At 67.9% G+C, this 24,951-nt stretch carries 25 protein-coding genes and 1 riboswitch; of the genes, 10 read left to right on the forward strand and 15 right to left on the reverse strand.

The features are described 5' to 3' along the window. The first annotated feature begins 84 nt into the window (after positions 1 to 84). The 4 genes from ACQY5B_RS13735 (at position 85) to ACQY5B_RS13750 (ending at position 4,280) form a co-directional block, all read left to right on the forward strand. A complete protein-coding gene (locus tag ACQY5B_RS13735) occupies positions 85 to 972 on the forward strand; it encodes a LysR family transcriptional regulator (protein WP_420324844.1) in 888 nt (295 codons plus the stop codon). Between the two features lie 613 nt (positions 973 to 1,585). Then, the gene (locus ACQY5B_RS13740) at positions 1,586 to 2,278 is read left to right on the forward strand and encodes an NnrU family protein (protein WP_420324843.1); all 693 of its coding nucleotides are present in this window, start codon (positions 1,586 to 1,588) and stop codon (positions 2,276 to 2,278) included. Between the two features lie 51 nt (positions 2,279 to 2,329). Beyond that, positions 2,330 to 3,685 carry an oxygen-independent coproporphyrinogen III oxidase gene (gene hemN, locus ACQY5B_RS13745; protein ID WP_420324842.1) on the forward strand — a complete coding sequence of 452 codons (1,356 nt, stop codon included), beginning with the start codon at positions 2,330 to 2,332 and terminating at the stop codon, positions 3,683 to 3,685. A gap of 157 nt (positions 3,686 to 3,842) precedes the next feature. Continuing rightward, on the forward strand, positions 3,843 to 4,280 hold the full coding sequence (locus ACQY5B_RS13750) for a PACE efflux transporter (RefSeq protein WP_420324841.1): 438 nt from the start codon (positions 3,843 to 3,845) through the stop codon (positions 4,278 to 4,280). Between the two features lie 21 nt (positions 4,281 to 4,301). Here the strand turns inward: ACQY5B_RS13750 and ACQY5B_RS13755 are convergent, their stop codons facing one another. The 3 genes from ACQY5B_RS13755 to ACQY5B_RS13765 all read right to left on the reverse strand — a co-directional run bounded on the left by ACQY5B_RS13755 (position 4,302) and on the right by ACQY5B_RS13765 (position 6,788). Further along, a complete protein-coding gene (locus ACQY5B_RS13755; RefSeq protein ID WP_420324840.1) occupies positions 4,302 to 4,997 on the reverse strand; it encodes a fumarylacetoacetate hydrolase family protein in 696 nt (231 codons plus the stop codon). Positions 4,998 to 5,028: 31 nt separating this feature from the next. Continuing rightward, entirely contained in the window at positions 5,029 to 6,033 is a 1,005-nt protein-coding gene (locus tag ACQY5B_RS13760) for an aldo/keto reductase (RefSeq protein ID WP_420324839.1), read from the reverse strand. 65 nt (positions 6,034 to 6,098) lie between these two features. Further along, a complete protein-coding gene (locus ACQY5B_RS13765; RefSeq protein ID WP_420324838.1) occupies positions 6,099 to 6,788 on the reverse strand; it encodes a D-lyxose/D-mannose family sugar isomerase in 690 nt (229 codons plus the stop codon). A 129-nt stretch (positions 6,789 to 6,917) separates the two neighbouring features. Then, a riboswitch (cobalamin riboswitch) is annotated at positions 6,918 to 7,120 on the forward strand. 124 nt (positions 7,121 to 7,244) lie between these two features. On the opposite strand from ACQY5B_RS13765, the gene ACQY5B_RS13770 reads away from it, so the two are divergent. Genes ACQY5B_RS13770 through ACQY5B_RS13790 form a run of 5 tightly spaced genes read left to right on the forward strand, consistent with a single transcriptional unit; the run spans position 7,245 to position 10,674 of the window. Next, the gene (locus ACQY5B_RS13770; RefSeq protein WP_420324837.1) at positions 7,245 to 8,048 is read left to right on the forward strand and encodes a DUF4198 domain-containing protein; all 804 of its coding nucleotides are present in this window, start codon (positions 7,245 to 7,247) and stop codon (positions 8,046 to 8,048) included. 4 nt (positions 8,049 to 8,052) lie between these two features. Then, positions 8,053 to 8,670 (forward strand): cobalt transporter CbiM, encoded by a 618-nt coding sequence (gene cbiM / locus ACQY5B_RS13775; RefSeq protein ID WP_420324836.1) that lies wholly within the window; start codon positions 8,053 to 8,055, stop codon positions 8,668 to 8,670. After that, on the forward strand, positions 8,667 to 9,248 hold the full coding sequence (locus tag ACQY5B_RS13780) for a NikL family nickel/cobalt ECF transporter subunit (RefSeq protein WP_420324835.1): 582 nt from the start codon (positions 8,667 to 8,669) through the stop codon (positions 9,246 to 9,248). Before cbiM ends, ACQY5B_RS13780 begins: the two co-directional genes overlap by 4 nt. Continuing rightward, entirely contained in the window at positions 9,245 to 10,033 is a 789-nt protein-coding gene (gene cbiQ / locus ACQY5B_RS13785) for a cobalt ECF transporter T component CbiQ (RefSeq protein ID WP_420324834.1), read from the forward strand. The genes ACQY5B_RS13780 and cbiQ overlap by 4 nt, the downstream gene beginning before the upstream one ends. Next, a complete protein-coding gene (locus ACQY5B_RS13790) occupies positions 10,030 to 10,674 on the forward strand; it encodes an energy-coupling factor ABC transporter ATP-binding protein (RefSeq protein WP_305970623.1) in 645 nt (214 codons plus the stop codon). Before cbiQ ends, ACQY5B_RS13790 begins: the two co-directional genes overlap by 4 nt. A 20-nt stretch (positions 10,675 to 10,694) precedes the next feature. Here ACQY5B_RS13790 and ACQY5B_RS13795 read toward each other — a convergent pair whose 3' ends face one another. The 7 genes from ACQY5B_RS13795 to cbiE all read right to left on the reverse strand — a co-directional run bounded on the left by ACQY5B_RS13795 (position 10,695) and on the right by cbiE (position 17,608). Then, positions 10,695 to 12,254, reverse strand: a complete 1,560-nt coding sequence (locus ACQY5B_RS13795) for a trypsin-like peptidase domain-containing protein (RefSeq protein WP_420324833.1) — start codon at positions 12,252 to 12,254, stop codon at positions 10,695 to 10,697. 183 nt (positions 12,255 to 12,437) lie between these two features. Then, positions 12,438 to 13,178, reverse strand: a complete 741-nt coding sequence (gene cobF / locus ACQY5B_RS13800; RefSeq protein WP_420324832.1) for a precorrin-6A synthase (deacetylating) — start codon at positions 13,176 to 13,178, stop codon at positions 12,438 to 12,440. After that, the gene (cobA, locus tag ACQY5B_RS13805; protein WP_421917652.1) at positions 13,171 to 13,905 is read right to left on the reverse strand and encodes a uroporphyrinogen-III C-methyltransferase; all 735 of its coding nucleotides are present in this window, start codon (positions 13,903 to 13,905) and stop codon (positions 13,171 to 13,173) included. The genes cobF and cobA overlap by 8 nt, the downstream gene beginning before the upstream one ends. Next, positions 13,902 to 15,260 carry a cobyrinic acid a,c-diamide synthase CobB gene (locus ACQY5B_RS13810; RefSeq protein WP_420324830.1) on the reverse strand — a complete coding sequence of 453 codons (1,359 nt, stop codon included), beginning with the start codon at positions 15,258 to 15,260 and terminating at the stop codon, positions 13,902 to 13,904. The genes cobA and ACQY5B_RS13810 overlap by 4 nt, the downstream gene beginning before the upstream one ends. Continuing rightward, the gene (gene cobM / locus ACQY5B_RS13815; protein ID WP_420324829.1) at positions 15,253 to 16,047 is read right to left on the reverse strand and encodes a precorrin-4 C(11)-methyltransferase; all 795 of its coding nucleotides are present in this window, start codon (positions 16,045 to 16,047) and stop codon (positions 15,253 to 15,255) included. Before cobM ends, ACQY5B_RS13810 begins: the two co-directional genes overlap by 8 nt. Beyond that, positions 16,044 to 16,412: a cobalamin biosynthesis protein gene (locus ACQY5B_RS13820; RefSeq protein WP_420324828.1), complete on the reverse strand. Its 369-nt coding sequence runs from the start codon at positions 16,410 to 16,412 to the stop codon at positions 16,044 to 16,046. Before ACQY5B_RS13820 ends, cobM begins: the two co-directional genes overlap by 4 nt. Continuing rightward, a complete protein-coding gene (gene cbiE, locus ACQY5B_RS13825; RefSeq protein WP_420324827.1) occupies positions 16,409 to 17,608 on the reverse strand; it encodes a precorrin-6y C5,15-methyltransferase (decarboxylating) subunit CbiE in 1,200 nt (399 codons plus the stop codon). The genes ACQY5B_RS13820 and cbiE overlap by 4 nt, the downstream gene beginning before the upstream one ends. Here cbiE and ACQY5B_RS13830 point away from each other — a divergent pair. Continuing rightward, positions 17,607 to 18,362, forward strand: coding sequence for a cobalt-precorrin-6A reductase (locus tag ACQY5B_RS13830; protein WP_420324826.1), 756 nt, complete (start codon positions 17,607 to 17,609; stop codon positions 18,360 to 18,362). The genes cbiE and ACQY5B_RS13830 overlap by 2 nt on opposite strands. Here ACQY5B_RS13830 and cobJ read toward each other — a convergent pair. From cobJ to cobN, 5 genes are read right to left on the reverse strand one after another with little or no spacing between them, the layout of a single operon-like run. Further along, positions 18,335 to 19,087 carry a precorrin-3B C(17)-methyltransferase gene (gene cobJ, locus ACQY5B_RS13835; RefSeq protein ID WP_420324825.1) on the reverse strand — a complete coding sequence of 251 codons (753 nt, stop codon included), beginning with the start codon at positions 19,085 to 19,087 and terminating at the stop codon, positions 18,335 to 18,337. The two genes, ACQY5B_RS13830 and cobJ, sit on opposite strands and share 28 nt — an antisense overlap. Beyond that, positions 19,084 to 19,812, reverse strand: coding sequence for a precorrin-2 C(20)-methyltransferase (locus ACQY5B_RS13840; RefSeq protein ID WP_420324824.1), 729 nt, complete (start codon positions 19,810 to 19,812; stop codon positions 19,084 to 19,086). Before ACQY5B_RS13840 ends, cobJ begins: the two co-directional genes overlap by 4 nt. After that, positions 19,809 to 20,438, reverse strand: a complete 630-nt coding sequence (locus ACQY5B_RS13845) for a precorrin-8X methylmutase (RefSeq protein WP_420324823.1) — start codon at positions 20,436 to 20,438, stop codon at positions 19,809 to 19,811. Before ACQY5B_RS13845 ends, ACQY5B_RS13840 begins: the two co-directional genes overlap by 4 nt. Before the next feature lie 5 nt (positions 20,439 to 20,443). Next, positions 20,444 to 21,589 carry a precorrin-3B synthase gene (cobG, locus tag ACQY5B_RS13850; protein WP_420324822.1) on the reverse strand — a complete coding sequence of 382 codons (1,146 nt, stop codon included), beginning with the start codon at positions 21,587 to 21,589 and terminating at the stop codon, positions 20,444 to 20,446. Continuing rightward, positions 21,586 to 24,948: a cobaltochelatase subunit CobN gene (cobN, locus tag ACQY5B_RS13855; RefSeq protein WP_420324821.1), complete on the reverse strand. Its 3,363-nt coding sequence runs from the start codon at positions 24,946 to 24,948 to the stop codon at positions 21,586 to 21,588. Before cobN ends, cobG begins: the two co-directional genes overlap by 4 nt. Between the last annotated feature and the right edge of the window lie 3 nt (positions 24,949 to 24,951).

Genomic DNA, 24,951 nt, shown 5'->3' on the forward strand with positions numbered 1-24,951 from the left:
GCAAGTCCGTGAGACACAGATGGGGTGTTGTCCCGTCTGGATAATTGCCCCTTTATCGACATCAGAATTCGTAAATGGCGAACAATGGACAAATTCGACGAGATGCGCGTCTTCATCCGCGTCGCCGAGACCCGCAGTTTCCGCCGCACCGCCGAAAGCCTCGGCCTGCCGCGCTCCACGGTCTCGGAGGTGATCAAGCGCATGGAGGCCCGCCTTGGCGTACGCCTCCTCGACCGGACGACGCGAACGGTGGCCCCGACGCTGGACGGCGCGGCCTGGCATCAACGGTGCCTGAAGATCGTTGCAGAGGTGGAAGACGCCGAGGCCGCCTTTGCCGGCGGCGCGGCACAGGGCCGCTTGCGGGTCGACGTCCACGGCACCCTGGCGCGACACTTCCTGCTGCCGGAACTGCCCGCGTTTCTCGCCGCCTATCCGGCCCTCGATCTGGTGATGTCCGAGGGGGACCGTCTGGTCGATCTGATCCGCGAAGGGGTCGATTGCGTGGTCCGGGTGGGCCAACCTGCACAGAGCGATCTGATCATGCGTCGCCTCGGAGACCTGCCCGAAGCCGTGGCCGCCGCGCCGGGCTACCTCGAGCGGCACGGCATACCGCGGACGCCTGACGATCTGGAGGGCCACCGGGTGGTGGCCTTCCTGTCGTCCAAGACCGGCGCGCCCTTGGATCTCAGCTTCATCCAGGATGGCCGCGAGGTCACCCGGCCATTGCCAGCCGCGCTCACGACCACGGGGGCAGAGACCATGGTGGAAGCTGCCCGGCGCGGTCTCGGGTTGATCCAGGTGCCGCGCTATCACCTGGCTGCCGATATTGCGACGGGCCGGTTGGTCGAGGTGCTCGCGGACTACGCATCCGCGCCCTCGCCGGTCGTCGCGCTTTACCCCCGGGATCGCCAGCTGTCCCCGAGGCTGCGGGTGTTCCTCGATTGGTTGGCCATGCGATCCTTCGCGTCGTAGGGGCATTGCGACTCCTGAGCATCACAACAACCTCAGGTCGGACATTGGACAGACCAACCGGACCGCAATATCACCCGCTTGACGAAATCCAATGACATCACGACATTGGATGTCCGCACGTGCTGCCGCCTGCGCAGCTACGCCCGGGCGCTGAACAGGGGCGCATGACGCCGGACCCGAGGATTGACGCAGGCGCAATACGCCCGCTGCTTGATCGGCTTCACGCGCATCTCTGTCCCCCTGGTCCTGCGCGTCTCCCAGTTCTCAGGCGGCTGGGATGCGGCCCAAGGTAAGGCCCCTATCGCGGTGCGGCGTTTTCGTCCTAGCGGTTTGGATATCCGGGGGCGTCCCCGGGTTTGCCGGGGGTCACGATTCTGGATTGCTGCCGGCTGGCACTTCCTCTCGAACAGGACACCACCGCTCCCCAAAGGCATCTGAACAAGGCTCAACTCAATCCCTGTTTGCAGGACAGGCACATCCGGCATGAAGATTGCCTTGGATCGCTGCCCCACCCCGGATCGGATCCGAACCGCAGATCCGGACCGGGGGCTGGTCATCCACGGTTTCAGGTCCTAACCCGGGGCAAGTGTCGCGGCAGCAAGGCAGAGCCCACATGACTGACTGGACGGAATACGGGCTGGCACTGGTCCTGTTCATCGGTAGCCACCTGCTGCCGCGCGCCGGCGGCTTGCGTGAACGGCTGATGCACGCGATCGGACGCAGGGCTTATCTCTCCGGGTACGGGCTCCTGTCGCTTGTCCTGCTGGCCTGGGTGATCTCGGCGGCGATCCGGGCGCCCCATGTCGAACTCTGGCCGCAAGCGCCTTGGACACGCTGGGCGCCGAACCTGGCCCTGCCGCTGGCGTTTGTCCTGGCGGCCTGCGGCGCAGGACTGCGCCAACCCTATACCCTTGGCGGAAAACGCGGCGCCGGTTTCGATCCCCGGACCCCCGGGTTTGCCGCGGTGTCGCGTCACCCGCTGTTCCTTGCGCTTGCGCTCTGGTCCGGGGCGCACCTGCTGCCCAATGGCGACCTCGCGCAGGTGATTTTGTTCGGTGCCTTCCTGGTCATGGCCCTGGCCGCGATCCCGGCCTTCGATGCCCGGGCACGAAGCGGCCTTGGCCCCGAGGCCCGGGCCTTTTTCGAGGCCACCGCCATACTCTCGCCCGCGCCGCTGCTCCGCCCGGACTGGATGCGCGCCAATGGCCCGCGAATGGGTCTGCGCGCACTGGTCGGGCTGGCGCTCTGGCAAGGCAGCCTGCACCTGCATGACCTCTTTATCGGCGCTTCTCCCTTTCCTGCCTGAACCTTGATCTCGCGCAAGGTGCGCGCGCCGCAAAAGGCGCATGGGGAAGGCATGAAACAGATCGACCGCCTCAGATCCCTCGGCCTCTTCGACGCCCGGGTGCCCCGCTACACGTCCTATCCCACCGCCCCGGTCTTTGCCCCGCAGGTGGGCGCCCCCGAACAGGCACGGGCGCTGGCCGCGCTGGACCCGGATGTGCCGGTCTCGGTCTACATCCACATCCCCTTTTGCGAGCGGCTGTGCTGGTTCTGCGCCTGCCGCACACAGGGCACCCAGACACTGGCCCCGGTCGAAAACTACATCGGCACGTTGGAACAGGAACTGGCCCTGCTGAAGGACATCCTGCCCAAGGGGCTGCGCATGGGCCGGATGCACTGGGGCGGCGGCACGCCGACGATCCTGCCGCCCGCGCTGATCCACCGGCTGGCGCAGGCGGTCAAGGCGGTGATCCCGCCCACGCCGGACTGCGAGTTCTCGGTCGAGATCGACCCGACGATGGTGGACCGCGACAAGATCGCCGCGCTGGCCGCCGAGGGCATGAACCGCGCCAGCATCGGCATCCAGGATTTCGACCCGGTCGTGCAAGAGGCCATCGGGCGGCTGCAACCCTTCGACGTGACCCGTGCCTGTGTCGAGGATCTGCGCGCGGCGGGCATCCGTTCGCTCAACGCCGACCTGGTCTATGGCCTGCCCCACCAGGACGCGGCGCGGCTGAACGACACCGTGGCCAGGGTTCTGGAACTGGCACCGGATCGCATCGCGCTTTTCGGCTATGCCCATGTCCCCTGGATGTCCAAGCGGCAGAAACTGATCGACGAGGCCGTGCTGCCGCATGAGGTGGAACGCTTTCAGTTGGCGGAACTGGCGGCGCGCCGCTTTGCCGAGGCGGGGTTCGACAGCATCGGCATCGACCATTTCGCGCGTCCCGACGACGGGCTGGCCCTGGCCGCGCGCACCGGGCACCTGCGCCGCAACTTCCAGGGCTATGTCGATGACCGCTGCGCCACGCTGATCGGCCTTGGCGCCTCGTCGATCTCGCGCCTGCCCACGGGCTATGTCCAGAACGCCCCGGCGACGCCCGCCTATGTCCAGCGGATCGATGCCGGTGACCTGGCGGGCACGCGCGGCCATGTCATGACCGGCGACGACCTGCTGCGCGCCCGCGCGATCGAGATGATCATGTGCGATTTCCGGCTGGACCTGGACGCGCTGCGGGCAGAGTTCGGCCCCGATGCCGACAACCTGCGGGAGGACATGACCCTGGCCGCCGAACGCTTCGGCGAACTGGTGACGCTTGGCAACGGCACCCTGGCCATCCACCCCGAGGGCCGCGCCCTGACGCGGATGGTGGCGCGGCTGTTCGACGGCTACACGCCCGACGGCGCGCGCTACAGCCAGGCCTCCTGACAGCGACACCCGGCGGTCCGCAGCGGCCGCCGGGGGCCGGCAATTCTTTCGACCTCAACCTTGAACGCCACGGCGGGCAGGCCCATCTAGGCGTCAGAGGACGACCTCCAGCATTGGAACACCCCCGGGACGGCCCGGACGCGTCCCGGGGGTTGCCATGCGCCCCCCGCTTGATCGCCTGCGCCACGCGCTGTGCTTTGAACTCATTGCTCTTGGCCTGATCGTCCCCCTTGGCACGATTGCCTTTCACATGCCGGCCCATGACATCGGCACCGTTGGCCTTGTCGGGTCCGCGGTCGCGACGCTGTGGAACATGCTCTACAACGCCGGCTTCGACCGGATCCTGCACCACCGGCGCGGCACCACGGCAAAGACGCTGCGCCTGCGCCTTCTGAACGCGCTGCTGTTCGAGACCGGGCTGCTGGCGCTGCTCTTGCCCTTCATGGCCTGGTACCTCGGCATATCGCTCTGGCAGGCGCTGGTGATGGACCTGGCCTTTGCCGGGTTCTACCTGGTCTACGCCTTCGCCTTCAACTGGGCCTACGACCGGGTCTGTCCCCCGCCAGACAGGCATGGGACGCACCGCGCAGGCTGACCGGTCAGGCATTGCGCCGCCTCAGCCGCGCGGGCCGATCGCGAACTCGACCCGGCCCAGCCCCTCGATCTCGATCCCGCAGGTATCCCCTGGCACCAACGCGCCTACGCCCGCAGGCGTGCCCGTCATGATCAGGTCGCCGGGTTCCAGTTTCATCGACTGCGACAGGATCGAGATCACCTCGGGCACGGTCCAGATCATCTCGGCCAGGTCGCCGTCCTGGCGCGTCTCGCCATTGACCTTCAGCCGGATGAATCCCTTGTCCGGATGGCCGACAGAGGCCACCGGATGCACCGGGCCGACGACGGCGGAGGCATCGAAATCCTTGGCCCAGTCCCAGGGCCGCCCCTGTTTCTTGGCCACCGCCTGAAGGTCGCGCCGGGTCAGGTCATTGCCCACGGCATAGCCCCAGACATGGGACAGCGCGTCCGCCTCGGCGATGTCGCGCCCGCCGGTTCCGATGGCCACCACCAGTTCCGCCTCGTGGTGCAGGTCCTCTGTCTCGGGCGGATAGGGCACGGTGGCGCCGTTCTCGACCAAAGCGCCCGCGTGCTTGGTGAAAAAGAACGGCGGATCGCGGTCCGGGTCCTTGCCCATCTCGCGCACATGGGCGGCATAGTTGCGTCCGACGCAAAAGATGCGACGCACCGGAAAGCGCGCCGCGCTGCCCTCGACGGCGGCACTGGCCTGCGCTGCGGGCGGAAAAACATAGTCCATGTCAACTGTCCTTGTGTTTGGGAATGCCGGGTCAGCCATAGGATTCCGGGCCGACCCACTGCTCTGGCGAATAACGCGAGCCATGCGCCCAGCCCAGCGGCAGGCAGCGCTCTATCTCGGCCTTGAGGTCATCGCCCAGCATCATCGAGGCCCCGCGCACCAGTTCGTGCAGGTGCCCCGGGCTGCGGGTGCCGGGGATCGCATGCACGGTCCGGCCCTGCGACAGGACCCAGGCGATCGCCAGCGTCGCCGTGGCATAGCCCGCCTCGGCGGCAAGGTCGCGCAGGGGCTGGCTGGCGGCGATGTTGCGTTCAAGGTTGCCACCGGTGAAACGCGGATTGACCTTGAGAAACCCCGCCGCCGCCACCCGTTCCGGTGTCGGCGGCGTATCCGAAAGCAGCCCCCGCCCCACCGGAGAAAAGGCGACCAGCGCGGTGCCCAGTTCCTCGCAGGCCTGCAACAGGCCCATCTCCGGCAGGCGCGTCTGCAACGAATACTCCGATTGCACGGCGGCCACCGGATGCACGGCGGCGGCACGGCGCAGGCTGGTGGGGGCGATCTCGGAAAAGCCGAACGAGGCGATCTTGCCCTTGCGGATCAGCCCGGCCAGCGTCGCCGTGACCTCCTCGATCTCGATCCGGGGATCGCGGCGATGGACATAGAACAGATCGACCTGCTCCAGCCCCAGCCGCCCCAGGCTCTTGTCCAGTTCCGCCTCAAGGTGGGCGGCGGAATTGTCGAAACAGCGCGCGCCCGTCTCCGGGTCGCGAGTGATCCCGGCCTTGGTCGCGATGCGGAAGGGGCTGCCGCCCTTGCCCGCATAGCGTTTCAGGAAACGCCCGATGATCTCTTCGGACGTGCCCATGCCGTAGACGTTCGAGGTGTCGATGTGATCGACACCGGCGTCCAGCGCCGCGTCCAGGACCGCGTGGCTCTCTTCCTCGCTCACGGCACCGTAAAAGCCCGCAAAGGACATCGCCCCGATGCCCAGCGCCGAGACCTCCGGTCGACCCTGTCCAAGTGTACGTCTCAGCATGTCCTGCCCTCATCCGCTGTCAGGCGGACAGTGGCGCCCGCGTCCCGGCTTGGCAAGTCCCGGCCTCAGGCCTCCAGCCAGGCCTTGTAGTCGCTGACCAGCAGGTGCAGCGGCGGCTCGTCCTCCTCGATGTCGGAAAACCGCCCGATCGGCTCGCGAAAGATGTTGTCGGTCTCGTCGTCGTTCACGGTGCTGACCTCGCCGATCAGCACGTCGCCGCCCTCGCCCCAGAAGGCGTGCCAGTCGCCCGGCCGCAGGGTCACGCTTTCGCCCGGCGCCAGTTGCAGCTTTTCGCCCGGGGTGTAGTCATGCACGATCCCGTCGCACATCACGGTGCCGCCGCGATCCTCGGCAAAATTGCCCTTGTCGTCAGACCCGTACAATTCCACCACCAGCGTCGCGCCGCCGCGGTTGATGATGTCCTCGGCCTTGATGACATGGGTGTGCATCGGCGACAGCTGATCCTGTTTCGAGATCAGCAGCTTTTCCGCGTAGCACATCCCCCGCCCCGAGGTCAGGTCCGACAGCAGCCCGTTGCGCAGGGTGAACAGGAACAGCCCCATCTCGTCATAACGCCCGGCGCCATAGTCGGTGATGTCCCAGCCGCAGCGTGCGTCGATGACATGCCGCGCCGCGCCCGCCTGCGCGACAAAGGCCTCTGGCGACCATTGCGCAAAGGGTGGCAGGGTGAACCCGTGGCGACGGATCATCTCGTCCGCCTCCGTCATGATGGCGTTGATGCGCGAGCGTTTCATGCCTTGCCCTCCGTTAGCGATAGCGGTCGTCCACAGCTATCCGCCGCCCGCCGCGCCCCGTCAACCGTCAAACCGAAAGAGGCCCCCGGCCCGTCACTTTGACCATTGCCCCGCATTGGCGAACCTGTCACACACGGTGACGTGACCGGTCCCGGAAAGGCGACTTTCCGGGGGAAAGAGGGAATGCCGTGCGGCGCATCCGCGCCAATCCGGCAACTGCCCCCGCAACTGTAAGCGGAGAGCCGGGCCAAGACGCCACTGGAGCAATCCGGGAAGGCAGGCCCAGGCACCGACCCGCGAGTCAGGAGACCTGCCGGACACCCGTGGCCCGCATGGCCACGGTTCCACCGGACGTCGGGGTGAGCGTCTGGCCTGTGTCCTGTCCGGACTCCGGCCGCCTTGTCCCACGTCTGCACACCGCATTGCGCCGGGGATGGCGCAGACTGGACAAGGACGATGACAGTGACCTTTTTTACCCGTGGCAAACAGGCCCTTTTTGCGGCCATGATGGCGCTGCCCACCGCGGCGCCCGCGCATTTCCTGCTGGAATACACAACCGACGCCCTGATCGACCGCCCCGGCGACGTGCCGGTCAAGCTGGTGTTCTGGCACCCCTTCGAAAACGGTCATGTCATGGACCTCGACCGCCCGCAGGAGTTCTATGTCATCCATCGCGGCGAAAAGACCGACCTGATGGACACGCTGCAGCCGATCACCTTTACCGGCGCCAGCAATTCCGCCGCCGCCTTCCGGGGCTCGGTTCCGGTGAAACGCTCGGGCGACTATGTGCTGGTGACGGTGCCCCAGCCCTATTTCGAGGAATCCGAGGACACCTACATCCAGCAGTTCACCAAGTCCGTGCTGAACCGCAACACGCTGCCGACCGACTGGATGGAGCCGGTGGGCCTGCCGACCGAGATCCTGCCGCTGATCAAGCCCTACAACGTGATCGCCGGGTCCACCTTCACCGGGCAGGTGCTGGCCGATGGCGAACCCGTCGCCGGCGCGGAGATCGAGATCGAGTACATGGCCGCCGAACCGGACATGGACGGATCCGCCGCCACCGCCCCCGTCGCCAGCCCGCCGCCCGGCGGGGCCGTCGTGGCGATCTCGGATGCCAACGGCTATTTCACCTTCGGCATTCCCAAGGCAGGCTACTGGGGCTTTGCCGCCCTCGGGACCGGTCCGGTGACCGAACATGAAGGCAAGGAACTGAGCCAGGACGCGGTCCTGTGGATTCGCGCCTGGGAACTGGAGTAACCCCATGCACATCGTCGACGGAGCCCTCTCGAACCCGGTCGTCATCGGCGGCGCCGTTGCGGCGGCGGGGGGCATCGCCCTGGGCCTGCGCGCCCTGCCGCTGGACCGTATCCCGGCGGCTGGCGTGCTCTCGGCCAGTTTCTTCGTGACCTCGCTGATCCATGTGCCCGTGGGTCCGTCGTCGGTGCATCTCATCCTCAACGGTCTGGCCGGGTTGATCCTCGGCTGGGCCGCCTTCCCCGCCCTTTTCGTCGGCCTCCTGCTGCAGGCGGTGTTTTTCGGCTTTGGCGGGCTGACCGTCCTGGGCGTGAACACCGTCAACATCGCGCTTGCGGCGGTGATCGTCGGCCTGCTCTTCCGCCCGCTGATCCTGCGCGGCGGCCCGGTTGCCGCGGCAATCTGGGGCGGCATCGGCGGCGCCTGCGCCACCGCCCTGACGACGCTCTTCGTCGCCCTGTCGCTGATGTTCTCGGGCGACGAATTCCTTGCCGTGGCGCATCTGGTCTTTGTCGCCCACCTGCCGATCATGGTCATCGAGGGCCTCCTGACCGGCTTTGCCGTTCTCCTCGCGCGCAAGGTCAAACCCGATCTCTTCCTGTCGATGAAGGACGTCCAGGCATGATCCGGCTCGCCCTTCTCCTGACCCTGCTGGCCCTGCCCGCCCCTGCGCTGGCGCACAAGGTCATCGCCGCCGTCTTTCCCTCGGGCAGCGCCATCGAGGGCGAGATCGGGTTTTCCAACGGCGACATGGCCACCGACCAGCCGGTCGAGGTCTACGGTCCCGGCGGCGCGCTGCTGGGCGAAACCGTGACCGACGCCGACGGGTTCTTCACCTTCGAGCCGACAGAGCCGGTCGCCCACACCTTCCGCGCCGATCTTGGCGCCGGGCACCTGGCCAATGTCACCATGCCCGCCGAAGAGGTCGCCCGCATCCTCGGCGTCGCCGCGCCCGAACCCGCGGCGCCCGCCGCCGCCACCGCCCCGGCCGCGCCCGGCGTCGCGCTGTCGGATGCCGACCGGGCCGAGATCGCCCGCATCGTCCGCGACGAGATGCGCCCCCTGCGCCGCGAGATCGCCGCCTACCGCGAAAAGAACGACCTGCAGACCATCCTCGGCGGCATGGGCTATATCCTCGGGCTGTTCGGGCTGGGCTTCTACATCGCCGCCCGCCGTCAGCTGAAAACCAAGGCCGGGGCGTGACGCATATCCTGTCGAACACCAGCGCCGCCCTGCCCGGCGACGGCGCCCGGCGCGGCCCCGGCCCGATCGCGGCGCTCGACCCGCGCGTGCGCATCCTCTCCGCCGTCGCCTACGGCATCTTCGTGGTCGCCCTCGACAGCCTGATCGCGCTTTCCGCCGCCCTGGCGCTGTCCCTGACCCTGCTGACCCTCTCGCGCCTGCCGCCCGGCAAGACGCTGAAACGAGTCGCGATGGTCGACGGCTTCATCCTCTTCATGCTGGCGCTCCTGCCCTTCACCGTGCCCGGCGACCCGATCTTTACCCTCTGGGGCTATCCCGCCTCCTGGCAGGGCCTCGCCCGCGCAATCCAGATCGGCCTGACCGCCAACGCCGTGGTGCTTGCCCTCATCACCCTTGTCGGCACGATGGAGCCGGTGACGCTGGGCCACGCGCTCTATCGCCTGAAGGCCCCGGAAACCCTGGTGCACCTGCTGATGTTCACCATCCGCTACGTCGAGGTGCTGCGCCAGGAATACCTGCGCCTGCGCGCCGCGATGAAGGTGCGCGGCTTTCGCCCCGGCACCAATTGGCACAGCTACCGCAGCTTCGGCTATCTCGTCGGCATGATGATGGTGCGCGCCATCGAACGTTCCGAACGCCTGCTGGGCGCGATGAAATGCCGTGGATTCTCGGGCCGGATCGTGCTTTTGCAAGAGTTCCGCTGTACCCGGGCCGATGCGCTCTTTGCGCTGGTTCTAACCGGCGCCCTTGCCCTGCTGCTGACACTGGAACTGACGCTGCGATGATCGAACTGGACGATCTGCACTTTGCCTATCCCGGCCAGCCCCCGGTGCTGGCGGGCGCCTCGATGCGCCTTGGCCCCGGCGAACGGCTGTCGCTGACCGGCCCCAACGGCGCGGGCAAGTCGACACTTCTGCGGATGATCCTCGGCCTGCAACGGCCCAGCTCGGGCACCGTGACCATCTTCGACCGGGCCCGCAGCCGCGAACGGGATTTCCACGAGGTCCGCCGCCGCATCGGCCTTGTCTTCCAGGACCCCGACGACCAGCTCTTCTGCCCCACCGTGGCCGAGGACGTGGCCTTTGGCCCCCTGAACCTGGGCAAGACCCGCGACGAGGCGCTGGCCGTGGTCGAACAGACCCTCATGGTGCTCGACCTGCTGCACCTGCGCGACCGCGTCACGCATAAACTGTCGGGCGGCGAGAAACGCCTGGTGACGCTTGCCACGGTCCTCGCCATGTCGCCCGAGGTTCTGCTGCTGGACGAGCCCACCAACGCGCTGGACCCGGAAAACCAGGCCCGACTGACAGAGATCATCGACGCCCTGCCCCTGCCGATCCTACTGGTCAGCCATGACCCCGCCTTCCGCGAACGGATCGCGCCCTGCGCGCTGGAACTGACCGACGGCAAGCTGGTGCCGGTCTAGTCGCAGGCCATCGCGCCACGTCAGTTCTTGCGCGCCGTGACCCTGCAGCCGTTCGATACGCTCATGGTCAGAGCCCGGCCATCCTTGGACAGGGTGCCGTTGGCGCTACTGGTGACCCAGCCAAAGGTCTCCGTGGCCGAATAGCTGCGCCCGTTCAGTGCACCCCGCGTGGTTCCGGTGCCCGATGTACCGCTGATCGTACCGGTAAAGGCAGTGGCCCCCGCCGACCGGTAAACGGTGCGGCCCGTGGCCGTACCAAGCGGGCATGTCGCGGACCAGCTCCAGGTTCCGACCATCGAATAGACCGGCGCGGGCGGCGTGGCCTGGGCCGGTTCCCTCGGTGCGCCGGCCCCCGGTTCCGGGACCGCTGCGGCCACCTGCCTGCAGATTCTGCCCGACCGCGCCTTGATGGCCTCCAGCGCCTGCGCCGTTCCAAGATCACCAGCCTCGAGCGCCGCATCCGTCGCAGCCACAAAACGGCGGAATGCCTCGCGCGTGCGCGGCCCCATGATCCCGTCCGGCGTACCCGCATCACACCCCAGCGTGTTCAGGTGCAGTTGCGACTGGCGCAGGATCTCGCGCCTGTCCTCCGGCTCCGGAACCGGTTCGGCGGCCTCGACGGGCTTGGCCTGCACGGCCACGTCTTGTTCCGCCTTTTCCGCGCGCAACTTCTCCAGTTCCGCGAGTGCTGCCGCCAGCGCGCGTTCCGCGTCCCTGTCGGCACCATCCTTGGCTTCCGGCACCTCCGGCGCCTTGGCCACCGCCTGCAACACCTCCGACTGCGCCAGGATATCGGCCATCGGTACGGCGAAATTCACATCCCCCGCCCGGCTCCCGGCGTGATGCAGCCCGATCACCTTCTGTGACCCTGCGTCGATCACCGGAGACCCCGAGTTTCCCGGCAGCGTATCGCAGGTATGGCGCAGCCTGTTCCCAGCAACCGCCGGGCTGTCCGCCTGGCATTTCTCACGGCTGATCCTCTGCGCCTCGCCCATCGGGTGGCCGATCACCCAAAAGGGATCGCGGTCATTGGGCACCGCCGCCGAGAGGTCCAGCGCGCCGAACTCGGCGTTGGCATCGCCCAGCACCTGCAGCACCGTGTAGTCCAGCGCTTCGCTGGTCTCCAGCGGCACCGGGTTGACGTGAAAGCTCTTGACCCCGTCCTCGATCCCGTCACGCAGAAAGCCCGCGTGGAACTGCACCGCCGCGATACTGGTCGCGCCCTTCTCGACCATCCTGGGATGTTTCAGGATACCCGGCACGCAATGGTGGTTGGTCACCAGCTTGTTGCCCTCGACAAGGAAGGCGGTGCAGGGCGCGTGACCGACATTGGTCAGGATCTGCAACATTCCCACGGCGCGGCCCGTTCGGACAAAGATCGAGCTGTCGCCATAGCTGGACACGAACTCGTTGTTGTAGGCCCCCACCTGCGCCTCAAGCTGTGCGTCCAGCAAGGATTCCTTTCGTGGCGCGACCACCTGCCCGAAGGTCTCGGGCGGGAACAGCATCAGGTCCTGCGCCTGAACGGCACTGCCAAGGGCAAGGATCGAGGCGGCGGCAATCAGGCGGGCAATGGACATCGAAAAATACACTCCGGGCGCGGGATTCGCCCTGCAGTCTAGCAAGAGTTTCCCGGCCACCCAGTCCGGATTTCCCCGCCCGCGCAGCACGCCCCGGCGACAAGGGTTAACGAGACCTTGCCGCCTTGTACTAAATGCTGGTTTCCGCGTACGTTTTGTACAAAACGTACAAGACCCGGCGCCTCAGGTCCGCCCCTCGCGCCGCATCAGGTAGGTGTCCATGATCCAGCCGTGCCGCGCCCGCGCCTCGGCCCGTGTCTCCACGATCCTAGGGCCGGTATCCGCCAGCGGCCCTGCCTCCAGCACCTGTTCCTCCATCCCCAGGAACCCGCCCCACCAGATCGAAATGCCTTGCGGATCAAGGGATTGGAACGAACACTCGCCGTCCAGCATGACGATCACCGTTTCGGCCCCCTCGGGCCATCCGTGATCCCGCAAACGCCGCCCGGTGGTCACGACCACGGCGCCATTCACCGTGTTGAACGGAATCGCATGTGCCGCCGTCAGCGCCTGAAGCGCCGTAACCCCCGGAAATACCTTGACTTTCACATCATCGCCCAGCCGTTCGGCAATGCGCAGCGTGCTGTCGTATAGCCCCGGATCCCCCCAGACAAGCAGCGCCACGGGCCCCTCCGGCGCCCCCTCCAGCGCCGCGATCCAGCGGTCGGCGATGGCGTCATGCCAGCGTGCCACCCGCTCCTGGTAAGGCAAGCTCTCATCCCGGACCGGCATATCGAAGACCACAACTTGCGCCTCGGCACCCGCGCGCCGCAAGATCTCGTGGCGAACCTCGGCGAGGTCCTCCTTGGCCGCCCCCTTTCTCGGGATCAGAACGGTCGCGGCCTCGCGCAATGCGCGCTGGCCCTGCAAGGTCAGATGGTCGGGGTTGCCTGTCCCGATCCCGACCAGCCAGAGTTCAGTCAAACCCCACCCCCAGTTCGGCCATCGGCCCGTAAAGGATCAGCGCCGGCTTGGTCCCGACCTCTCCCGCCAGTCGCGCCGACAGGCCCGCCATCGTGTCCCTGTACAGGCTCTGTTCGGAGGTACAGACCGCCTCGGCCAGAATCGCCGGGGTCGTCTCTGGCAAGCCATTGGAAATCAAGGCTTCTGCCAGTTTCGGAAAGGTCCGCTTGCCCATGAAGACCACCGTCATGGCACCGGGATCGGCCAGCGCCCTGAGGTCCAGGTCCGGGGGCAATGCGCCGCTGGCGTCATGCCCGGTGACAAACTGCACCCGCCGGGCCGTCAGGCGCCGGGTCAGCGGGATGCCACAGGCCGCCGCCGCCGCCACGGCAGAGGGAATGCCCGGTATGATCTCATAGTCGATCCCCGCCGCGCGCAGCGCAACCTGCTCTTCCTCAAGTCGCCCGAACAGCCCGGAATCCCCTGATTTCAAACGGACAATCCGTCCGCCCTCCTGCGCATACTCCACCAGCAACTGGCTGACATGGTTCTGCTTGGGCGAGGGCCGCCCGGCCCGCTTGCCAACGCCGATCAGGTCCGCACCGGGGCGCGCATGGCTCAGGATCGGCCCCGAGGACAGGTCATCGAAAAGCACCGCATCGGCGCGTTTGAGCCGGTCCACGGCCTTGAGCGTCAGAAGCTCGGGATCGCCCGGGCCGCTGCCCACGAAACTGACGAATCCGCTCATGCCGGGACCTCCGCCGTGATCAGGTGAAAGAAGGTGCCGGTGACATGTCCCTTTCGAGAGCCGGTCTCTGGCACCGGGTTGCCATCGGCATCCGCCACCGCCGCCAAGGGGGCGTCGGGTTGCTCGAGGATGGTGGAATAATGGAACTCATGCCCGCGCAGGGCGGTCCCCGGTGCAAAGCCCGTCATCTCCCCCTCCAGCACCGCGCGGCGATATCCTAGGTGGAACTTGCGCTTCTCGAAAGAGGTCACCAGTCCCAAAAGGCCCGCCATCTGATGCGAAACGCCCTCCTTGTCCACCAATGCCGCGCCAAGCGCCATGTACCCGCCGCATTCGCCATGCACGGGCCGCGTCTCGGCAAAGGCCCGCAATCCTGCCCGGAACCGCTCTGCCGCGGCCAGCCGCCCGGCGTGCAACTCGGGGTAGCCGCCCGGCAACCAGACCAGGTCGGCGCTTTCGTCCGGGACCCCGTCGGCGAGGGGCGAAAACGGCAGGATCTCGGCCCCCGCAGTCCGCCACCCTTCCAGCAAATGCGGATAGGTAAAGGAAAAAGCCGCATCGCGGGCCAGCGCGATGCGCTGCCCCGGGGGACGGGGCAAATCGGATGTGGCTGGCGGGCGGGCCGCTGCCGGGCGCAGCCCGGCGGCCGGGGCGTCCGACCGCCCATCCGCCACCGCGCGGATCGCCGCAAGATCGACATGTTCGCGCAGGAAATCGGCATAACCCGCGATCGCCGCCTCTAGGTCAGGGTGTTCGACCGCCTGGATCAGGCCAAGGTGCCGTTCCGGCAAGGTCAGATCGCCGCGCCGGGGCAACACGCCCAGCACCGTGATCCCGGCCTTTTCCATGCCCAGCCGCGTCAGCCGCTCATGCCGCGGAGAGGCGCAGCGGTTCAGGATCACCCCGGCAAAGGGCAAATCGGGCATGTAGTCCCGGAACCCCATTGCCGTGGCCGCCGCCGATTGCGCCTGTCCGCCGACGTCGACCACCAGCACCACGGGCCAGCCCATGCGCCGGGCGGTCTCTGCCGAGGACCCGAACCCGCTCTGCCCGCGCGTCGCCACCCCGTCGTAGAGCCCCATCGACCCCTCGCCGATGCAGATATCCGCGCCATCCGCCTGCGTCGCGACCGCATCCAGCAGACCGCAATCCATCGCCCAGGTATCCAGGTTGAAAGACGCCCGCCCGCTGGCCGCAAGGTGAAAGGCCGGGTCGATATAGTCGGGGCCGGACTTGAAGGGCTGCACCGCAAGCCCCTCGTCGCGCAAGGCACGCAGCAGCCCCAGCATGACGGTCGTCTTGCCAGTGCCCGACGCAGGGGCCGAGATCATCAGGCCGGGGGGAAGATCAGTCATCGCCATGTTGCCACTCCGCCCAGGGACTTTCGGCGCTCTGCGGTCTGTAGCGCCTGTCATAATCCGCCGCATAAAGCCGGCTTTCCGCCCGTGGCCCCTCGCCCAGGGCCGCGCCGACGAGGATCAGCGCGGTGCGCGAAATCCCCTCATCCACAGCCTCTGTTAGGGTGCCCAGCGTACAACGGATCACCCGCTGGTCGGGCCAGCTGGCACGATAGACGACGGCCACGGGACACTCCGCGCCATAGCCCGGCAGCAACTCTGCCTGCACCTTTTCCAGTTGCCCCACCGACAGATGCAGCGCCAGCGTCGCCCCCGTTCGGGCGAAATTCGCCAGGCTCTCCCCCTCGGGCATGGGCGAGGCGCGGCCCTGCGTGCGCGTCAGCACCAGCGATTGCGCCAGTTCCGGCACCGTCAGCTCCACCGCCAGCGCCGCCGCCGCCGCCGAAAAGGAGGGCACGCCCGGCGTCACGTCATAGGGAATCTCCAACGCATCCAGCCGCCGCAATTGCTCGCCCATTGCCGACCAGACCGAGAGGTCCCCGGAATGCAGCCGCGCCACGTCTTTGCCCTCGGCATGGGCCGCAGCGATTTCCGCAACGATGGCATCAAGGTCCATCGGCGCCGTGTTCACGATCCTCGCGCCCGGCGGGCAATGCGCCAGAACCGCCTCGGGCACCAGTGACCCGGCATAGAGACAGACCGGGCAAGCGGAGATCAGGTCGCGCCCGCGCAGGGTCAGCAGGTCGGCCGCGCCCGGCCCAGCCCCGATGAAATGAACTGTCATGCGCCCTCTCCTTCTGCCAGCGCACAGGTGGCCATGCGGTCGGTCGAGACCACCCGGCCTCCGATCAGCCGCGCCCCCGGCCCGGCCGCGGCCAGCCCCGCCGCCTCGGCCAGGCTGCCTGTGCCGCGCGCCGCCGTGCTGGCCTCCGATTGCGTCTGCACCTCCTGCGCTGAGAGCGTGGCGGCGTCAATCCCGATCACCGGCAACCCAACTTGCCGCGCAAAGGCCGCGAATGCCGGCGATGTCGCCTTGTCCGCTGCCGTGGCCAGCGCCGAGACCGTCTGCCCGGACCCCGCCAGGGACAACGCCTCGGCGAGCGCCTGTACCGAGACCGCGCTGCGGAAACCGAACCCCGCGACGATCACAGCGTCACACTCCACTGCACAACCGGGTAGGCCGCTTTCCAGCCCCGTCGCGGCCCCAGAGCTGCCGCCTGTGCCAATTCGATCCGCAAAAGGTCCCCTCCTCGTTCCGCATGGGCCGCGATCAGTTGCGCCTCGCTTTCCAGTGTCACCGCGTTGGCCACCAACCGCGTTCCCCCGGGCAGATGAGTGAACAACCAGTCCAGCAGCGCCGCGCTCAGTCCGCCGCCGACAAAGACCACGTCCGGCGCATCCAGTCCTGCCAGGGCTTGCGGCGCATGGCCCGCGACCACCTGCAACCGGTCCACGCCCAGAGCCGCCGCATTGGCAGTGATCAGCGCAATCCGATCCGCGCGCGGCTCGATCGCGACGGCTTGGGTCGACGGATGGCTCAGCAACCACTCGATCCCGATGCTGCCGGACCCACCGCCGATGTCCCAAAGCCGTTCCCCGGGTTTCGGCGCCAGGGCCGACAGCGTCAATGCCCGCACAGGGCGCTTGGTCATCACGCCATCGCTGTCGAAAAACGTATCATCGATACCCGAGGCACGGGGCAGTGCCGCCCCTTCTCCGGCGACCTCGACAGCCACCACCACCGGGTGTGAGAATTCCCCGGACACAGCCTCGGCCCGCACCTTGGTCACACGTTCCCGCGGACCGCCCAAGGCCTCCATCACCCAAATATGCGAGGTACCGAAACCTACCCCGGCCAGGTATCTGCCCAGATCCGCCGCAGCCTCGCCATCACGCAGGGTGAGGATCATCCGGACACCCGGGGCCAGATAGGGGCGCAGCCGTGTCAACGGCGCCGCGTGATGCCCAAGACACAGCGTCCTGTCCAATGCCCAGCCCAGCCGCGCCGCGGCCAGCGCAAAACAGGATACCCCCGGAAGCGCCCGCCATTCACCCGGCCCAAACCGTCGCGCAATCACGCTGCCCGCACCGAACCAGAACGGATCGCCCGAGGCCAGCACCGCCACCCGTCGCCCACGAAACCCGTCCAGCAGGTCCAGCCCGTCAGAAAACGGCACCGGCCACTCCACGCGCTCGGCCCCAAGGTCCGGCAACAAGGACAGGTGCCGCGGCGGTCCCATGACGATTTCCGCCCGTTCCAGCGCGGCGCGGCTTGCAGGCGACAGCCCCTCCGGTCCATCTTCACCCAGACCGATGATCACCAGCCAGGGAGCACCCTCAGACATGACGCCGAACCTCCTGGTCCTGGCCGGCACGACAGAGGCCACGGCGCTGGCCAACCTGATGGCGGAACGCGGGATCAAGGGCACTGTCAGCTTTGCCGGCAGGGTCGAACGTCCGCGCCGCCACCCCCTGCCACAGCGCGTCGGAGGCTTTGGCGGTATCGAAGGGCTGGCGCGTTACATCCGCGACACCGGCGTCACGCACCTGGTGGACGCCACCCATCCCTTTGCCGCGCAGATGAGCACCAACGCAGTGCACGCGGCCCGACAGGCGGGGATCCCCATGCTGGCCCTGACGCGGCCCGCCTGGCAGGCGCAGCCCGGGGATCGCTGGCGCCATGTACCGGACATTGCCGGTGCGGTCGCCGCTCTGGACACCGCGCCCCGCCGGGTCATGCTGGCCGTTGGCCGGATGCACCTGGAAGAGTTTGCGCCCAACCCGCAGCATTACTACCTGCTGCGGCTGGTCGATCCCCCGAAGTCCCCGCCGCCCTTCGCCGAATACCACGTCATCGAGGATCGCGGGCCTTTCACCGCCGAAGGCGACCGAGCGCTGATGCAGGACCACGGCATCGACCTCGTGGTGTCGAAGAACGCGGGCGGCAGCGGCGCCTCGGCCAAGCTGGACGCCGCGCGGGCGCTGAACATCCCGGTCGTGATGATCGACCGCCCCGCCCTGCCCGAGCGCCACGAGGTCGCCACCCCGCAGGAGGTGCTGGACTGGCTGGCTCATTCCGGGACGGACCTTGGGGTGTAGACCCAAGGCGCCCCCTCCCGCTCGATCACCCGCGTCAGCGAGGAACCGACAAGGACGACGGTGCGCATGTCCGCCATCTCGGGCGTGGCGTCACACAGGCGGACCACCCGCAGTTCTTCCTCTGGCGTTGAGACGGCGCGGGCAAAGATCATCACCCGCTCCGGTTCGCAGGCTTCGCGCAGCACGCCCAAGGCACGGCCAAAACCCTCGGGCCGTGACTTGGACCGCGGATTGTAGAACCCCATGGCAAAATCCGCCTCTGCCGCCAGACGCAGGCGTTTCTCGATCAGCGCCCAGGGCTTGAGGTTGTCGCTGAGGTTGATGGCGCAGAAATCATGCCCCAGCGGCGCACCGGCTTTGGCCGCCGCCGCCAGCATCGCGGTGATGCCGGGCAATACCCGGATCTCAATCGCGCGCCATTCCGCCGGGCCGGCCTCGACCGCTTCAAAGACCGCCGAGGCCATGGCAAAGACACCCGGATCGCCCGACGAGACCACGACCACCCGCCGCCCCTCTGCCGCCATGTCCAGCGCGTGGCGGGAACGGTCCAGTTCCACGCGGTTGTCGCTTTCGTGCAGGCGCAGCCCTTCTCGCGGCGGGATGCGCCGGACGTAGGGAATATAACCGACGACATCGGTCGCTTCCTGCAGGGCCGCCGTCACCTCGGGGGTGACCAGCGCCTCGTCTCCCGGACCCAGGCCTGCGATCACGACCCAGCCGCTCATGGCCTGCGCCCTTGTCCGTGCACGATGACGATCGAGAAATAGGGCGACACGCGGTCATCCGCCTCGGCCAGGGGCATGACGGTCTGCCCGTCCATGCTGGCGTATTCCACCAGCCAGGCGCGGTCCATCTTGCCCGCCGCCTGCAACGCCTCGCGGATCTTGGGCAGGTTCCGACCGATCTTCATCACCACCAGCGCATCCGCATCCAGCGCCCCGCGCGTCAATTCCGCCAGGGGCAACGTGCCCATCAGCACCGACAGGATGTCATCGCCCCAGGTCACCGGCGCGCCGGTCGCCGTCCAGGCCGCGGACATGCCGGTGATCGCGGGCACCACATGCACCGGCACGTCGTCCTTGAGCCGAGTATAAAGATGCATGAAGGAGCCGTAGAAGAACGGGTCGCCCTCGCAGAGCACCACCACGTCTTCACCGGCGGCCACAAGCGCCTTCAGATGCGCGACACAATCGGAATAGAAAGCCGATAGGATCTGGTTGTAACGCGGGTCCGACAGCGGAATCTCGGTCGTGACCGGGTATTCCATCGCGAATTCAACCGCATTCTCGCGCAGCATTCCGTCGACGATCCCGCGCGCACGGCCGGACCGCCCTGCCTTGCGGAAAAAGGCCACATGCCGTGCACTGCGCACCAGCCGGTCGGCGCGCACGCTCATCAATTCGGGGTCGCCGGGGCCAAGCCCGACGCCGAAGACCGTCCCGCCCCTCATTCCGCGCGGCTCGCGATGGCGTTGATGGCGGCGACGGTGATGGCACTGCCGCCCAGCCGCCCTTCGACGATCAGAGAGGGCACCGGCTGTGCCTCCCACAGGGCGTCCTTGCTTTCGCGCGCGCCCACAAAGCCCACCGGGCAGCCGATGATCGCCGCCGGGCGCGGGCACTCCGGATCCTCGAGCATCTCAAGAAGGTGGAAGAGCGCCGTGGGGGCGTTGCCGATGGCGACCAGCGCCCCTTCAAGCCGGGGCCGCCACAGTTCCAGCGCCGCCGCAGAGCGCGTGGTGCCGAACTGCGTGGCCAGGTCCGGAACCTCGGGCTCGCGCAGGGTGCAGATCACGTCATTGCCGGCCGGCAGGCGTTTGCGTGTCACCCCCTCGGAGACCATGAAGGCATCGCAAAAGATCGGCGCGCCTGCCTCCAGCGCGGCGCGCGCAGCAGAAACCATGCCGGGCGACACTTTCACATCGCGCTCCAGCCCCACGAGGCCGGCGGCATGGATCATGCGCACCACCACCTGTTCCTCGTCTCGGGCAAAGCGGTCCAGCTCTGCCTCGGCGCGGATGGTGGCAAAGCTCTCCTTGTAGATGGCCGCGCCGTCTTTTTCGTATGTATAGGGCATTGATTTCAGGGCCTGATAAGTTCGTTGATGTCCAAAGGGGTCAGCCCGCGGCGGAGCGGCTCATCCCACGGCGCCCCCGGCGTGACAAGATCGAATGCGCCGCCATTCCCCACCAAGGTACGATCGGCAGCGCGCGGAAAGGCGCAGCCCTTGGCACAGCCCGAGACGTGCCAACGCCGGCCCTCGGGCACATGCGCGGCAAGGCTGCGGGCGAGATCGCGGGTGGCGACACTGGCCTGCGGGCAACCGGGCGCACCGGTACACGCCTCGATCCGGCGGATCGGGTCGTGCGGGTCGGTGACGAGGTCGTCGTGCGGGGTCAGACGGGTGACAGCGGGCAAGTAGAGCATCCTGAACGGGGTCACGCGCAGTTCGGAGCCGGTTCCTGCCAGGTGTCGCAGCGCCTGCGCCGTGAACAGGCCAAAGGGCGCAGCCACGCAGATCCCGGCAGAACGAGGTCCCGGCTCTGGCGCCGGAACGGGCTCATTCGGGACGGCCGTGCCGCGCAAACACTCGGGCAGTTCGGCGCCCGACGCGATGTGCCGCGCCATGCGTCCGCGCCCGTCCGATCCGACACCGCCGCTGTCGAGGAACCAGGCCGCCAGATCCAACGCCAAGCGCACTGCCTCTTCCTCGACCACCGGGTGCCCGGTGGCGCAGCCATCGGCGCGGACAATAAGCCCATCGCCGGCCGCTTCGATCCGGATATCGCCGCTGACCTCGTCCAGTTGTCGTTGCGGGCCGGGATCGATCACGAACCCGAATTTCCCCGGCAGTCCCGCAAAGCGCGCCGCCTCGAGTCCTTGATACAGGGCCTCGGCAAGGGGGACAGCCGTGCCATCGTCAAAAGGCGCGAGAATCACGTTGCGCCGCGCCTCATGCTCGGCATCGCCGGGCAACAGGCCCAGCGAATCCAGCCGCTCGATCACCCGCGGGAAACCGTCGTCCGTGACACCGCGCAGTTGCAGATTGGCCCGCGCCGTCACCTCGACGACCCCGCCGCCAAGGCTCTCGGCGATCTCCGCCAGCCCGCATGCCTGATCGGCGTCCAGCCGCCCGAGATGCGGACGTACCCGCACCACCAACCCGTCGCCCGAGCGCATCGGGCGATATGCGCCCGGACACCACCCCTTGATCTCGGGCACGCTCATTCCGCCGCCTCCAGCGCGGCAAGGATCGAGTTCCGACGCGTCTGCCAGAGCCCCGCCGCATGCAGTGCCGCGAACCGTGCCCGCATGGCCTCAAATGCCTCGGGGTTGGCCTCTTGCAGGAACTCCGTCACCGCTTCATCGCCCAGCGTCGCATCGTAGTAGAGATCAAAAAGATGCCCCGGCACCACGTCTGCCAGTTGCGCGAAGGCGGCCATGTTCTCCAGCGTTGCGGCAATTTCCGCCGCCCCCCGGAACCCGTGCCGTTGCATCCCGGCCAACCATGCCGGATTGGCCGCCCGCGCCTGGACCACGCGGGCGATCTCCTCGGTCAGCCCCCGCGCGCGGGGGCGCGACGGATCCGTGTTGTCCATGTGGTAGAGCGCGGCCTTGCCCCCGGTCACGCCCTGGGCTGCGGCAAAGCCCGCCTCGTGACTGGCGTAATCCTCGGCCAACAGAAGGTCGGTTTCCGGCAGATCCTGAAGGTGCACGAAGGCCTCTGCCGCACGCACCCTTTCCCGCAAGCCCGCGGCGTCGCGTTCGCCCTCCCCCCGGTCATAGGCCCAGGCCGAGGCCGCAAGCCAAGCCTCACCCGCCGCCTGTCGCGATCCCTCGGAATAGTCGCCGATCTGCGCCCCGATCCCAAGGCCAAAGGACCCCGGCGCCGGGCCGAAGACCCGCGCGCCCGCCTGCCCGACAAAGGGGTTCCAGTCACGCGCCTCGTCGCGTTCGGAGAGCGCCTTGACCGCCTGACCGAAAAGCGTGGACAGCGTCGGAAAGACATCGCGGAAAAGGCCAGACACGCGCAGCGTGACGTCGATCCGGGGCCGCTCCAGCTCGGCAATGGGGATGACCTCGATCCCGCTGACGCGCTCGCTGCCCTGGTCCCAGACGGGGCGCACCCCCAAGAGATGCAGCGCCATGGCAAACTCCTCGCCAGCCGTGCGCATTGTGGCCGAGCCCCAGAGATCCACGATCAGCCCGCGCGGCCAGTCGCCCTCGTCCTGCAGGTGTCGCCGCACCAGTTCCTCGCCCAGCTTGACGCCCTGAGCATAGGCGCTGCGCGTCGGAACCGAGCGTGGGTCGGTCGTAAACAGGTTGCGCCCCGTCGGCAGGACATCGCTGCGCCCCCGGTACGGCGAGCCTGACGGTCCGGCCGCGATCCGCTTGCCATCCAGCGCGTCGATCAGCGCACGACGTTCCGCCGCGACGGACTCCGCCGCATCGATCCCGCCACCCGTCACGGGCGCCCGCCCCCAGACGTGCAGCCCATCGCCGAACTGGCTTTCCTTGATGTCACAGACAAAGCGGTCGATCCGGGTGATCGCCTCGGCGGTGCTGGCGCTGGTCTCGAGGCCGAGATCCCCTTCGACCCCAACCGCTTGCGCTTCGGCCCGAATGTCCTGCATCAGCCGATCGCGTCGTCTTGGATCCAGCCCGTCGGCATTGGAAAACTCGTCCAGAAGCGCCTCGAGCCGGGCCAGCCGTTCCGGAACGGCGGCCTCGCGCAAGGGCGGTGGTACATGGCCCAGCGTCACCGCGCCGATGCGGCGTTTCGCCTGCGCTGCCTCACCGGGATCGTTGACGATGAAAGGATAGATTACCGGCATCCCACCTGTCAGCGCCTCGGGCCAACAGGCATTGGACAGCGCGACCGATTTGCCGGGCAGCCACTCCAGCGTGCCATGCGCGCCGATATGGATCAGCGCATCCACTCTCTGCTGCAGCCACAGGTAGAAGGCGACATAGGCATGGCGCGGCACGCGGGACAGGTCGTGGTAGTCGTCGTCTCGCTGCTCCGGCGTGCCGCGTTCCGGCTGCAGCGCCACCAGCGCCTTGCCCCGCTTCAGCACGCGGAAGGAAAATTCGCCATCGACAACATCCGCATCCGCCTCGGGCACACCCCAGGCGGCCTCGAGATCGTCACGCAAGGCCTCGGGCAGGCGCGCCAGTGCGGCCCTGTATTCTCCCAGGGGCCAGTTCAGATGCGCCGCGCGCAGCGCCTCCGCCGACACTTCCGAACCGACGTCGTGACCGGTCTCTGCGAGATCGGCAAGGATCGCCTCTGCCGAGGCAAGCGCGTCCAGCCCGACCGCATGGGCCAGGTTCCAGTCGCGCCCCGGATAGGTTGAAAGCACCAGCGCCAGCCGCCGGTCGGCTTCGGGCGTGGCCGCCAGCCTGGTCCAACGCGCAACACGATCGGCTGCGGCCATCACCTGCACCGCATCCGCCGCATGGGCGACGCGGGCAAATTGCAGATCCGGATCGCGCGCCTGCGGTTCCTTGAAGGACACGGCGCCCGTGAACAGCCGCCCGTCAACTTCCGGCAATACCACGTGCATGGCCAGGTCGGCGGGGGACAGGCCCCGCTCCGCCTCGGCCCAGGCCGCGCGCGAAGAAGTCGCCAGGGCCACCTGGAAGACAGGCACATCTCCCGCATCCAGCGGCGAATCCCCCTCGGCCCCGCGCCCGGAAAAGGCGGTTGCATTGACGATGGCGACGGGCGCCAGGTGCGCCACCTGCCGCGCCAGCCATCCCGAGGCGCCCGGCGCCTTCAGCGAAGGCGCGAACAACCCCAAAACGTCAAAGCCGCGCGCCCGCAATTCGGCGCATAGCGCCTCCATGGGCGCCATGTCCGCCGATACGAGGTAAGAGCGGTAGAAAACCAGGCAGACCAGCGGGCGCGGTTTCTTCTCTCCCGAAATCCTCTCGGGGGGGCTTGCCTCCGGCAAGCGGGGGGCAGACAGCCCCCCTCCGCCCTCGCCATCCCGCAACGCCGCCAGAACCGGGCAGCAGACCCCGTGCTCCGGCAGCCAGCCGCCGACCTGCGGCAACCCCTTGGCGCCGCGCACCGGCCCGGCATAGAGCCCCGCCGCCAACGCCATCTGTGCCAGCGCGGCCTGGGCCGCCACCGCGCCGCCCGCGTCGCAAAGATGTGCCAACCGCCGCAGGGTGGAGACCGGCAGGGTCGAGACCTCGTCCAGCCGCGTATCGACCCGCCCATCCCCCGGCAGCACCGCCAGGGCGATCCCCTTCGCCTGTGCCAAGGCGGCGATCTGCTGGATGCCATAGGCCCAATAGGGCACGCCACCGATCAGCCGGACCAGGATGCCCTTGGCCCCCTCCAGAGTCTGTTCAACATAGGTGTCCACAGAGAGCGGATGTTTCAGCGCCGCGATATTGGCCAGCCGCAACGAGGGCATTCGCCCCGCGCGCCCGCCGCCCCGCTCCCAGCCGGCGGCAAAGGCGCCGAGGTCGGAATCCGAGAAGGACAGCACCACAAGGTCCGCCGGGCTTTGCGCCAGATCGGTCGGGGTCTCGCTCTCTTCGAGTCCGTGGCTTTCGCGAAAGATGACGTGCATGAC

The organism is Antarctobacter sp. (assembly GCF_965277915.1).
GTDB lineage: Bacteria > Pseudomonadota > Alphaproteobacteria > Rhodobacterales > Rhodobacteraceae > Antarctobacter.